Source organism: Polyangium sp. 6x1, assembly GCF_029946515.1.
In the GTDB taxonomy this organism is placed as follows: domain Bacteria; phylum Myxococcota_A; class Polyangia; order Polyangiales; family Polyangiaceae; genus Polyangium.
Window position 1 is genome coordinate 64,208 of record NZ_JARZHH010000036.1, and the last position, 12,095, is coordinate 76,302.

Below are 12,095 nucleotides of genomic sequence, written 5' to 3' on the forward strand. Positions count from 1 at the left end.
GGCACCCCCCCGCGCGATCCTTGCCACCCTGGGCCACGTGGAAAAACCCTCCACGTGGCCTTTGGCTTTCAAGGGGGTATGACATTCGTGTCATACACGCACGGGCACGCCGTGCGCGATCTGAGCAAGCGATGCTCTCGGGCTACCGGTCCTTCCAGAGAGCACGCGCGGCCGACTCGACGACCTTGTCGATCCCGCCACGCGCCAGGCCGACCTTGTCGGGAATGCCGTTCACGTAAATCGAAAACGCGAGCGGCGCGCGTCCGGGAGGCCCGAGCACATAACCGGAGAGCGCGGCGACCGCGTTCAAGGTGCCCGTCTTGGCGCGGACGATGCCGCGATCCCCGAGGTTCTTGAAGCGTCCGCGGAGCGTGCCATCGGCGCCGCCGACCGCGAGGTGCGCGAGGAACTCGGGGCCCATGGTCACGTCGCGATACGCGGCGCGGAGGAGCGAGGTCGTACCGAGCGGCGTGACGCGGTTCGCGTCGAAGAGGCCCGAGCCGTTTTTCACGACCATCCCCTCCTCGAACGCGCCGATCTCCTTGAGGTACGCGGTGATGACCTCCGCCGCGCCCTCGGCCGTGCCCGGGCGCGCCTTCTTCTCAGCGCCGACCGCCTTGAAGATCATCTCGGCGTAGAAGTTGTCGCTGTCCTTGCCGAGCAGCGCGAGCAGCTCGCCGAGCGGGCGTGATCGATGCGACGCGAGCAGGCGCTTTTCCTTGGCGCCGCCGAGCTTCACGGGTCCTTCGACCTCGATGCCCGCCGACGCGAGGACCGCGCGCAGCGCATGCCCCGGCACGAGGCGCGGATCGTCGAGGCGCCGCCGGACCCGCACGACGCGCGAGTTCTCGGGCAGATGGCCTCCCACGCGCGCGACGAGGCGATCACCCTTCGGCGTGAGCTCGAGCGTGATCTTCTCCGGATCGCCCTTCTTCGTCGTGCGCACCGTTCCCACGACATCCACGAAGCCGAGCGGATCGACGCGCACCTGCGCATCCTTGCCCTTCTCCGCCGCGCGCACCGAGAGCGTCACCGTGTTCTCGTCGAGCGCGACCGCGGAGACCGGCGCGCGGAACGGCGCCCATTCGTTCGGCTGCTCGTCGAACGCCGGCGGCACGAAGCGATCATCGAAGTAGCTTTGGTCGACGACGATCGCGCCCACGCGCCGCACGCCCGCGGTCACGAGCTCGCGCACCATCGGCCAGAGATTCCCCGTGTCGAGCGACGGATCCCCCTGCCCGCGCAGCACGAGCTCCGGGACGCGATCCCCGTCGAGCTTGCCGTAGAGGCCCGTCGCGAAGCGATGCCCCGGCCCGAGCAGGCGCAGCGCGGCGGCGGCCGTCACGAGCTTCGCATTCGAGGCGGGGTTGAAGGCTGCATGCCCCTCACGCGCGGCAACCGTCTCCCCCGTCCCCACGTCCACGAGCGCGACGCCGACGGTCCCGCCCCAGCCCTTCACGTCCGCCGCGAGCTTCTCCATCGCTTGCAGGATCGGCCCCGCCTCGATCGAAGCGCGGGGGCGCGCCGAGGCCTCAGCGCTCGGACGATCGGCTTGCGCCGGCGCCGGGGCGCTCGCGGGGGCCGGGACCTCCGAGCGCGCCGAGGCGGTGAGGGCGAGGAGCGCGAGGCCGGCGAGCGTGGGGCGAAGACGGCTGCCTTGGTGCATGGGAGCTTCCTACAACGTCCGGGTCGGTAGAGCGCATCCGACGAGGGCATTCGTGGGCTTTCATTGTGCGGACGGCGCGAGACCTTGCTAGGGTCGAGTCAAACTCGACCCTCTCTTTGGGACCGGAGAAGACCGTGGCTCTTCACACCTCGACCTCACACCTCACCCTGGGGCTTTCGATTTCCATGCTGCTCGTGGCTTGCGGCGGCGCTCAGCCGAAGCAGGCCGGCGACGACTCCACCTGGGAGAAACCGCCGGCGAAGACCACCGACGAGAGCAGCGCGAAGAGCGAGGCTCCGGCCGGCGACACCGGCGAGGACACGAAGTGGACCGGCGCGTCCGAGCCGGCGAAGCTCAACGACGAGCAGATCGCGCAGATGACGGTCGCGCTGAAGCGCGGGCAAGCGAAGGCCGCGAACTGCGCGACCGTCGTCGAGAACGGGCCGACCGGCGAGGGCCCGGTGTCGGTCACGTTCGACGGCAAGATCGGAAAGATCACGGACGTCGAGGTCGGCGCGCCGTTCGCGGGCACGCCGGTCGAGCAGTGCATCAAGCGCTCGTTCATCGGCGAGTACTGCCTGCCGTTCGAGGGCGATCCGAAGGTCGTGCAGTACAAGGTGAACCTGCCCGCGAAGGCCGCCGCGGCGACGCCGCCGAAGAAGAAGTGACGAACGGGATGAAGCGCGCCTCGATCCTCGTCACGCTCGCGCTCTTGCTCGGCTCTTCGCAGAGCTTCGCCGAGGAGACGGAAGAAGCACCGCCGCCGCGTTATCCGCCGTCGTCGGTGCGGCCGAAGCTCATCGGAGGCGGGCTCGCGATCACGGCGATCGCCTACGGCGTCGGCTTCGTGGCCGCGACGAGCTGGCCCGACGCGCCGGGCGCGGAGTCGCTGAAGATCCCGATCGTGGGGCCGTGGATGGCGATCGCCGAGAACAAGTGCGGCGATCCTTCGTCGACCGATTGCTCGGGATCGATCTGGCTGCGTGGGCTTCTGACGGGGCTCGGCGGGCTCGCGCAGATCGGCGGGCTCGCGCTCGTCGCCGAGGCGATCATCATGAAGACCGAGGCGGTCGCGCCGAAGCCCACGGAAGCGGAGCAGAGCGCGTTCATCATGCCGGTGCCGATCGTGGCGCCGAACATGACGGGGCTCGGGCTCGTCGGCAGGTTTTAGCTCTTCGAGCGGCGAAACGGCGGCGGCTCGGGTCCGAGCACGGGCCGCGCCGCGACCTTTCCCAGACGATCCACCGCGACTTCGAGCGTCGCGCCGAACGCGAGGCCGAGGCGACGCGCGGCCTCGCTGCCGCCTTCGATCGGTGGAGCACCAACGATATCGCCCGGCAGCAACGTGACGTGGCGGCTGACGAAGGCGAGCGATTCCGCGAACGAGAGCGACGGCGCGGCCGTTCGCGCGAGCTCTTCGATCACGCCGCCCACGCGCAGGCGCACGCGCGCGTCGTCGAGCGAGCCGGCTTCGTCCTTCGTGACGAGCACCGGACCGAGCGTGGTCGCGAAGTCGCGCGCGGAAGAACGTCCGCTCGTTCGTTCGCGTTCACGCGCGACCCATCCGAGGAGGATCGTGAAGCCGAGGATCGCGCGCTCGGCCTCGTCCACGGTCGCGGCGCGCAGCTCGTCGCCGAGCAGCGCTGCGATCGAGATCTCGACGTCGGGCCGCGGCTCGCTCGGCGGAAAGGGGACAGACTCTTGGTGCCCCAACAATCCACGCGGGTTGCCGAGGTGGTAGCGAGGCTCTTCGTCTTCGGCCGTGGCTACGAGCTGCACGAGGAGCGCGCGCTCGGGCAAGCAAGGCGGCAGCCAGAGCAGCTCGTCGGGCCAGAGCCGCGCCTCCGTGGGGCGCACGCCTGCGCAGAGCCCGTCGTCCAGGACGTCGAGGCCCGCGCCGCCGACGGCGAAGACGCGCGCGAAAAAATCTTCGGCGGTGGTCGAGCCCTCGTCGAGGATTTGACGCCTGCGCTCGAGCTCGGCGACGTCGTAGAGGCAGCCGTCACGCTCGAGCGCGATCCGCGGGACCGGCGAGGACGGAAGGAGGACACGGGCAAGACGCATCGGCGCGGCGCCTCGGCACCAGGATCGACCACGTTAGCACCGCTCGCCGAGTGCGTCGCGGCTTTCACGCGGGAAAATGGCTGCTATTTCTTCGGCGGCTCACGCGTTGACGCGCCACCCTGGACGCCTAGACTGCGCCCTGGTTGACGCTTGGGGCGTCACTTCCATCGAGCGAAGTGATGCGTCCCAAACCCTCGTACGCGATCGGCAGTGTGTTTGCCCGAAGCGGGCAGAGCCGCCCGATGGCGTATGGACAAACCAACCGAGCGCGGCTCGGAAGAGATGCGCCCACGCGGGGCCGGAGCGGCGGTTCATGAGCAAGCGGACCAAATTCGTCTTCGTCACGGGTGGGGTGGTTTCCTCGATCGGCAAGGGCCTCGGCGCCGCCTCCATCGGCGCGCTGATGGAGGCGCGTGGCCTGCGCGTCACCCACATCAAGCTCGATCCGTACATCAACGTCGATCCCGGGACGATGTCGCCGTACCAGCACGGCGAGGTCTTCGTGACCGATGACGGCGCGGAGACCGACCTCGACCTCGGCCACTACGAGCGCTTCACGCTCGCGCGCATGACGCGCCAGAACAACTTCACGACCGGACGTGTGTACGAGTCGGTCATCTCGAAGGAGCGGCGCGGCGAGTACCTCGGCGCCACCGTGCAGGTGATTCCGCACGTGACCGACGAGATCAAGCACCGCATCCGCGCGGCCGCCGAGGGCGTGGACATCGCGATCGTCGAGATCGGCGGGACGGTCGGCGACATCGAGTCCTTGCCGTTCCTCGAGGCGATCCGCCAGCTCAAGGTCGAGTGCGGCAGCCAGAACGCGGTCAGCGTGCACGTGACGCTCGTGCCCTTCATCGCGACCGCGGGCGAGCTCAAGACGAAGCCGACGCAGCACGCCGTGAAGGAGATGCGCGAGATCGGCATCCAGCCGGACATCCTGCTCTGCCGCTGCGACCGGCCGCTCTCGCGCGGCATGAAGGAGAAGATCTCGCTCTTCTCGAACGTCGAGGTGGACTGCGTGATCGCGGCGGTCGACGTCGGGTGTATCTACGAGCTGCCGATCGTGCTGCACGCCGAGGGCATCGACGAGAAGATCGCCGAGAAGCTCAACATCTGGGCGCGTCAGCCGGACCTCTCGCAGTGGCACTGGGTGGTCGAGCGCTTCAAGCGCCCCACGCGCGGCACGGTGAAGATCGGCGTCGTCGGCAAGTACGTGCACCTGCGCGACGCGTACAAGTCGCTGCACGAGGCGCTCGTGCACGGCGGGCTGCACAACGACGTGCGCGTCGACCTCGAGTACATCGACTCGGAGCTGATCGAGCAGAAGGGCGCGGCGGAGCTGCTCGGGGCGCTCGACGCGATCCTCGTGCCCGGCGGCTTCGGCGACCGCGGCACCGAGGGGAAGATCGAGGCGATCCGCTACGCGCGCGAGCAGAAGGTGCCGTTCTTCGGCATCTGCCTCGGCATGCAGCTCGCCGTGGTCGAGTTCGCGCGGCACATCTGCGGGCTGCACGGCGCGAACTCGATGGAGTTCGATCGCAACGCGGCCCATCTGGTCATCGACCTGATGCCCGACCAGAAGGGCGTGCTCGACAAGGGCGGCACGATGCGGCTCGGCGCGTATCCGTGTGTCCTCGAGCGCAGCTCGGTCGCGGCCGAGGCGTACGGCGCGACGTCGATCAGCGAGCGTCACCGCCATCGGTACGAGGTGTCGAACAAGTACCGCGACGCGCTCGCGCAGGGCGGCCTCGTGCTCTCGGGGACCTCGCCGGACCAGCGCCTCGTGGAGATGGTCGAGCTCCGGGATCACCCCTACTTCCTGGGCTGCCAGTTCCACCCGGAGTTCAAGAGCCGCCCGCAGGCGGCCCACCCGCTCTTCTCGCGCTTCGTGCGCGCCGCAGTCGAGCGTCAGCGTGAGCAACGCAAGCCGCGGACGGAGAGCGTCGGCGGGGCGCAGAGCACGCTGCCCGGCCCCGCCAAGAGCTCGTCCACCGTCAACTGACGCGGCTCACCGTGCGAGCGAGCGAGGGCGCGACGTCCTCCTCGCTCGACGTCTCCTTGCCGAGGAGGAGCGGCGCTCGCTCGCCCACCTCCGCGACGAGGTCCTTGCGCAGGATGCGCTCGGGCGGCCGGCGCAGATCCCACACGATGCCGAGCTTCTCGAGCGCGCGCAGCACGTAGAAGCTGATGTCGATCTCCCACCAGAAGAAGCCCTGGTTCGCGCTCGACATGTAGTGGTGGTGGTTGTTGTGCCAGCCCTCGCCGAGCGTGAGGAGCGCGAGGAACGCGTTGTTGCGGCTCGTGTCCTTCGTGGCGTACCTGCGTGATCCCCAGACGTGCGCGAGCGAGTTGATCGTGAACGTCGCGTGCATGAGCACGACCGTCGAGACGACGTAACCCCAGAGGAAGCCGTCGAAGCCGAAGGGGATCGTGACCGCGGCGATGAGCGCGGCCGAGCCGATCACGTGGTAGCGATCGAGCCAGCGGAGCTCGGGATACCCGGCGAGATCGGGGACGAGATCGATCCGCGTCTCCTGGTGCTCGCGACCCATCCACCAGCCGAGGTGCGCGTACCAGAAGCCGCGGCGCAGGGGGCTGTGCACGTCGCGCTCGGTGTCGGAGTGCTTGTGGTGAACGCGGTGCGCCGCGGCCCACCAGAGCGGACCCTTCTGCACGGCCGTCGTGCCGAGGAAGCCGAGCACGAGCTGGAAGAGCCGGCTCGTCTTGAAGCTGCGATGCGAGAAGTAGCGATGGTACGCGGCCGTGATCGCGAACATGCGCACGAAGTAGGTCGCGGCGGCGAGCGCGACCAGACGCCACGTCGGGCCACGCACGAACGCGATGACGAGGCCCACGTGCATCGCGACGAGCGCGGCGATGTGGAGAAGCTCGGACAGCGACCACTTCGAGGTGGCGACGACCGTGATGGAGGGCTTTGAATCCGGAACGTCCGTTTGCACGAGGCCGACTGTCACATGCGCGCTTCAGCCGTCGCCCTGCGTCCCGTCACGATTCGGTCATGCGAGCGCGTGGCTCGCATGATGCACGCGTGACGCGTGGTGCAGCGCGTCGCGCGTCATCGCCTTGCGCGGTGCGCACGACGCGCGCGGGAGCAAGGAGGATCGCGTGAAGGTGCGAGAGATCATGAGCGCGCCCGTCAGCACGCTCGAGCTCGGCGACAACATCCTGTTCGCGGAAGAGCTCATGACCGTCGAGCGCGTACGTCACCTACCCGTGCTGGATGGAGACGTGCTCGTGGGCCTGCTGTCGCACCGCGACCTCCTGGCAGCCACGGGCCGCGTCCTCGAGAAGCTGTCCGCGGACGATGCGGCCGAGGCGAAGCGCAAGACGTGCGTGCGCCACGTGATGCGAGGTTCGGTCGATACGATCGGGCCGGACGACGACGCAGCCGAGGCGGCGGACATCATGCTCACGCAAAAGATCGGCTGCTTGCCCGTGGTGGATGAGGCGCACCGGCTGCTCGGCATCGTGACCGATTCGGACTTCGTGACGATGGCGCGCGACGCCCTCCGCGCGGGGAGGATCACGCAGGCCGTTGCGAAGCGGCCAGTGGTGCGAGCGCCCGCGACGACGAGGCAGAGGCCCTCGCTCGTGAAGGGAACGGCGAAGGTCGCAGCGACGGCGAAGGTCCCGCGCGGAGCGAAGACGATCGCTTCGAAGAAGGGGACGGCGACGAAGATCGTGCCGAAGGTCTCGACGAAGGTGCGCGCGCGAAAGGGCGCGACCCCGAGGAAAGCGCCGACGCGGCACCGCGCGTGACGACGCGGATCAGAGCGTGACGACGTCGATGGGCGGGCCCGCGGAGACCGTGACCTCCGAGGCGCGCAGCACGTCGCCGTCGAGCACGTAGGGTCCCTCGGGGGAGAAACGCACGACGAACGAGCGCGCGAGATCATCGAAGGAGCCCGCGCCGCCGATCGACTTGCCGAGCAGGACGAGCGGCGCGCGTGGGCCGAGCGAGCGTGGAGACAGAGGGCTCGCGACGAGGTGCGGGCGATCGAGGTCCTCGCCCGCGCGGTAGTTGACGCGCATGCCGAGGCCGAGGTCACGCACGACGGAGGCGCACACGAGCGACCAGCGATCGGATGCGAGGCGCTTGCCGTCGACCTCGATCGTGCACGGCATGGGCGTGAGCACCTGTCGCGCGTACGGGCCGTCGACGAACGACTCGACGAAGATCCGGCCGGCGATCCGCGCCGCGCCCCCGTACCCGCCCGCGCCGTCCGCGTAGTAGATGTCGAAGAAGCGCGCGACGAGGCCCGTGCCGAAGATGAAGCCGATGCGCGTCGTCGTCGCGCCCTCGCGCGCCTCGCGCACCCGCAGCGTGGCCCTCTGGCGCGAGGCGAGCGCGCGGGAGGCGAAGAGCCGCGCGAGCAGCCGCGCGGGATCTCCCTGCATGCCGAAGTTCCGCGCGACGGTGGCGACAGTGCCGCCGGGCAGGAGCGCGAGGCGCGGGAGCGAGCTCTCGCCGAAGGCCCGCGCGAGCGCCGTGACGCCGGCCATGAAGCTGCCGTCGCCGCCGGAGAGGACCACGAGGTCCGTGCCGCGCGCCGCGATCCGCGCGCAGACGGCGTCGAGCTCGTCGACGTGCGTCGTGGGGTGAACCTCGGCGACGCCCGCGGAGACGCGCTTCATCTCGTCGAGGAGCGAGGGCCTTCGTCGGTAGAGGCGAGCCGTGATGTTGGCGATGACGTCGAAACGCATGAACGGACGGCCCTCGGCGACGCCGAGGCCTGTAGGGGAGCGGACGCGATGGGCGCGATCGGGAGACAAAGAGCTGCCCGAAGCGCGCAGGGTGACGCACCGGAGGCGCGGGGGAAAGGGTCGAGCGCGCGCGGGCCACGGAAGGCTTTGCGAGTCGGGGCGAGGTCAGGTAGCTCGAAAGGAACGCCCGATGATCGCTCGCCGCACGAAATTCCCGCGCGCCCTTGGAAGTCTCCTCGTCCTCGCTCTCGCCGCAGGCTGCGGCGGAGGCCCGGCCCTGCGCGCCGCGGAGCAAGGCGATCTCGGCGGAGCGCGGCGCGCGCTCGCGAGTGATCCCGCGCAGGACGCTGTCGATGAAGGCGAAGCGCGTCGCATCGCGCGCGTGGTGCTCGAACAAGAGGTGAAGGCCGCGAAGGGGGACGCGGGCGTGAGCAAGCTGAAGGAGCTGCCGTCGTGCGCCGAAGGGCTCGACGACGTGCTCGAAGCGCGCGCCGCAGGCAGCGATGAGGTCGCAGCGATCGCAGCGCTGATCCGCTTCGACGCGCGCCTGTGGGACCGCGACGATCTCGCGGCGGCGGCGCGCGCAGCGCTCGCATCGAAGGGCGCGTCGGGCGCGTGGCGCGCGGTGGAGGCGCGTGGGCTCGTCGCGTACGCGGACGGCGCGCAGCGGAGGAGCCTGTTCGCTCATGGTGATCAGGCCGTGCGCCTCGCGGCCCTCAAGGCCTCGTTCGACGCGTTCGATCCGAACGACACCGAGGCGCTGCTCGAAGCGGCGCGGCTCGATCCGCACCCGCCCGCGCGTTTGCAGGCGATCGACGCGGTCGGCAACCTCGGCGGCGAGCGCGTCGTGCTCGCGCTGAAGGATCTCTTCGTGAAGGCCGACGAGGACGAGCGGGTCGCGATCGTGGGCGCGTGGGCCTCGTCCCGCGCGCTGGACGCGGGCGGGCGCGCGCAGCTCGCGCGCGTCGCGCAGGTCGAGCGAGGCTTGCCGCAGATCGCAGCGGCGGCCGTGCTCGTCCGTCAGCCGGGGCCGGGCGCGGAGGACGCCGCGGGCGTGCTCGCTCGGTCGATCGAGGTGGGCTCGACGCGCGAGCGGGTGTTCGCGATCCACGCGGCGACGCTCGATACGCCGAGCGTGCGCGAGGCGCTCGTGAAGGCGCGCGGCGACACGGACGAGGACGTCGCGATCGCGGCGCTCGGCCGCGGCCTGGAGATGGCGCCGGCCGAAGGTGAAGGCGCCAAGCCCAAGGAGCGCGCGGAGATCACGCAAAAGCTCCTCGGCATCGCGAAGGGCAAAGGCATGCGCGCGCTGCTCGCGAAGGCCGCGCTCGCGCGGGCGGGCGCGCGCGAGGTGCTCCCGCTCCTCACGGAGGACGCGCGCTCGAAGAGCGAGCAGGCGCGCAAGGTCGCGGGCACGTCGCTCGTGGCGCTCGGCGAGCTCGGGCGGGCCGCGCTGCTCGCGGTCGACGCGGACCCGCGCGTGCGCACGGGCGTCGCTTGCGCGATGCTCCGCGCGAAGTAGCGGTTTGTTGCGCTAGAACCGCGAAACGACCTCGAGCCGCGCGCCCTCGAAGGGCGGGAAGAGGCGGCAGACGCCGGAGACGCAGCGGATCGCGCCGCGCCGCTGTCCGACGAACAGGTTCACGGTGTTCACGAGCCGCGAGGCCCACGAGTCCGTGCTGCCCGATCGGTACGTGAGACCGCCGCTCAGGTAGTGGCAGAGCACCACCTTGAACTCGTCCTCGCCGGCGAGCTCGGGCTGGCAGCCGGGCCGCGTCGAGTACTCGTAGCCGAAGACCGCCGAGAGGTGCGGCGACCAGTGGAGCGCCGTGTAGTTCTCGCCCTCGTTCCACACCCGCCCGTGCGTCGCCGGCAGGTAGCGGTTCCGGTGAAACCCTTGGAGCTGCAACGAAAACGGGCCCTTCAGGTGCTTGACGAGGTCGTAGCGGATGTAGCCCTCGTAATAGAGGACGTCCGTCTCGCCCGGCGCCCGCGTGCCGAGCGTGGGCACCGCGCGCTCCGCGATGCGCGCGCCGATCCAGGCCCGCGCGTGCGACTTGCCCTGCTCGCGGCTCATGTCGATGCCCACGGCCGTGTCCCACGTGTCCGTGCGGAACTGGTCGTCCATCGACTGACAGAGGTCGTTCGTGGGCACCTCGGTCCAGCTCCGGTAACGACCGAGCCAGCCGTACACGGACGTGTGATCGTCGTACTTGAAGTTCGCGGTCGCGCGACCGCCGGTCATGCACACGTTCGGCGACTCGATCGGCTCGATGTAAATCGGCTCCGCGGTCGGCGGCGCGCTGTACGCGACGACGCTGTACTCGGGCGCGCTGTAGCCGGGCGTCGTCACGTCGATGTTCGAGCCGAGCGGGAAGAACTTCCGGTTATGTTTGGCCTCCAAGGAAAGTTGCAGCTTCCCGAGGCCGAAGTTCGCGTTCGCGTACACCGCGTAGCCCGACACGTCCGCCTGTCGCTCCGTCGCCACGCCTTGCGCGTCGATCGCGCCCACGTGACCGTCCCGGAGCTGCTGCCCCGCGACCTCCACGTAGAGGTCGCCGATCCCCGCGAGCGACGGCACGTTCACAGACCCGCTGAACGTGCGGATCTGGTTGTGCGAGCGGCCTCCCGGCAGGACCGTGAACTCGGGGAACTGCGCGTAGCAGTGGTCCACGCACGTCGAATCGCCCGTCGGGCAGGCGTTCTTGCACGCGAGGTTCTCCTCGGTGAAGGATTTGCGCATCAGCACCGACGCGTTCGCGGCGAACTGGACGGCGTCGATCCCGCCCTCGACGCGGCCGCCGAAGATCGTGTCTTCGAGGTAGCTCGGCCTCGGCTCGGCCACGATGGGGCGCCCGTTGATGGCGTACGTCGTCGCGGGCTTCGCGTCCGGAAAGCCGAAAAACAAGGGCGATCCTGCGCCGTGTAGGCGCCGGCCGCTCACCTCGTCGAAGCGCAACGGGTTCATCTGCCCCGCGAGCAGCGTCGCGCCGATCCGCGCCGGGCCGAGCTTCTTGTCGAAGACGACCTTGCCGCCGCGGATCGTCGTGTCGATCGCGAGCTCGTCGATCTTGCGCACGCTGAGCACGAGGCCGCGGCCGAGCTGCGCGTAGAAATCGCCGATCGTGACGTCGAGCCCCGGCTGGTTGTACCCGAGGTAGAGTTTGGCCGGGTACACGCTGTTCAGAAACCGCGTGTTCAGCTCGTTGTAGAAGCGGTTCGCGTAGTCGAGCGTCTGCGGCACCTGGGCGTTCGGATCCGCCTGCTTCACCGCGTCGATCTGGCGCTGCGCGATCACCTGCGCCTCGCTCCGCGTCGTCGTCAGGTAGTAGAGCGCCGAGTCGAGCCGCACGCCGACGCGGAAGCGCCACCACGTCGCCTGCACGTTCAGGCGGTTGATCCACTCGCCGTAGTCGTCATCGACGATCGGCCGCGGGTTGAACGCCCTTGGATCGTTGTTGCGGTTGTCCCAGCGGTAGTCGACGACCGTGGTGTTGGTGACGTCGAGCCCGATCGGCTCACCGGCCGGCCCAGGCAGGTCGAGCGCGCTCGCCGCGGGCGCGATCGCGAGGCTTCCGAGGGTGACGGCCAGCGCGGCAGCGGCCCGGCGCGAGGAAAAGCTCACGCGGGGCCTTCT

Annotated in this window: 10 protein-coding genes; 5 read left to right on the forward strand and 5 right to left on the reverse strand. The window is 69.8% G+C overall.

Translation table 11 applies throughout. From position 1 onward, the window contains the following. Nucleotides 1–142 precede the first annotated feature (142 nt). Nucleotides 143–1,666: a D-alanyl-D-alanine carboxypeptidase/D-alanyl-D-alanine-endopeptidase gene (gene dacB / locus QHF85_RS29395; RefSeq protein ID WP_281330668.1), complete on the reverse strand. Its 1,524-nt coding sequence runs from the start codon at nt 1,664–1,666 to the stop codon at nt 143–145. Between the two features lie 134 nt (nt 1,667–1,800). Here dacB and QHF85_RS29400 point away from each other — a divergent pair, with 134 nt between their 5' ends. Together QHF85_RS29400 and QHF85_RS29405 are read left to right on the forward strand one after the other, a co-directional pair. Further along, on the forward strand, nt 1,801–2,334 hold the full coding sequence (locus QHF85_RS29400) for a hypothetical protein (protein ID WP_281330669.1): 534 nt from the start codon (nt 1,801–1,803) through the stop codon (nt 2,332–2,334). Between the two features lie 8 nt (nt 2,335–2,342). Further along, nucleotides 2,343–2,837: a hypothetical protein gene (locus QHF85_RS29405; RefSeq protein WP_281330670.1), complete on the forward strand. Its 495-nt coding sequence runs from the start codon at nt 2,343–2,345 to the stop codon at nt 2,835–2,837. Here QHF85_RS29405 and QHF85_RS29410 read toward each other — a convergent pair. After that, nucleotides 2,834–3,730: a fumarylacetoacetate hydrolase family protein gene (locus QHF85_RS29410; protein WP_281330671.1), complete on the reverse strand. Its 897-nt coding sequence runs from the start codon at nt 3,728–3,730 to the stop codon at nt 2,834–2,836. The genes QHF85_RS29405 and QHF85_RS29410 overlap by 4 nt on opposite strands. 313 nt (nt 3,731–4,043) lie before the next feature. Here QHF85_RS29410 and QHF85_RS29415 point away from each other — a divergent pair, with 313 nt between their 5' ends. Beyond that, a complete protein-coding gene (locus tag QHF85_RS29415; RefSeq protein WP_281330672.1) occupies nt 4,044–5,735 on the forward strand; it encodes a CTP synthase in 1,692 nt (563 codons plus the stop codon). On the opposite strand, the gene QHF85_RS29420 is transcribed toward QHF85_RS29415, so the two are convergent. Continuing rightward, a complete protein-coding gene (locus tag QHF85_RS29420; RefSeq protein ID WP_281330673.1) occupies nt 5,728–6,693 on the reverse strand; it encodes an acyl-CoA desaturase in 966 nt (321 codons plus the stop codon). The genes QHF85_RS29415 and QHF85_RS29420 overlap by 8 nt on opposite strands. Before the next feature lie 166 nt (nt 6,694–6,859). On the opposite strand from QHF85_RS29420, the gene QHF85_RS29425 reads away from it, so the two are divergent. Next, the gene (locus QHF85_RS29425) at nt 6,860–7,513 is read left to right on the forward strand and encodes a CBS domain-containing protein (RefSeq protein ID WP_281330674.1); all 654 of its coding nucleotides are present in this window, start codon (nt 6,860–6,862) and stop codon (nt 7,511–7,513) included. 9 nt (nt 7,514–7,522) lie between these two features. Here the strand turns inward: QHF85_RS29425 and QHF85_RS29430 are convergent, their stop codons facing one another. Further along, the gene (locus QHF85_RS29430) at nt 7,523–8,458 is read right to left on the reverse strand and encodes a diacylglycerol kinase family protein (protein WP_281330675.1); all 936 of its coding nucleotides are present in this window, start codon (nt 8,456–8,458) and stop codon (nt 7,523–7,525) included. A gap of 190 nt (nt 8,459–8,648) precedes the next feature. Here QHF85_RS29430 and QHF85_RS29435 point away from each other — a divergent pair, with 190 nt between their 5' ends. Further along, nucleotides 8,649–9,980 carry a hypothetical protein gene (locus tag QHF85_RS29435; protein WP_281330676.1) on the forward strand — a complete coding sequence of 444 codons (1,332 nt, stop codon included), beginning with the start codon at nt 8,649–8,651 and terminating at the stop codon, nt 9,978–9,980. Between the two features lie 12 nt (nt 9,981–9,992). Here the strand turns inward: QHF85_RS29435 and QHF85_RS29440 are convergent, their stop codons facing one another. Then, entirely contained in the window at nt 9,993–12,083 is a 2,091-nt protein-coding gene (locus tag QHF85_RS29440; protein WP_281330677.1) for a DUF6029 family protein, read from the reverse strand. Nucleotides 12,084–12,095 lie beyond the last annotated feature (12 nt).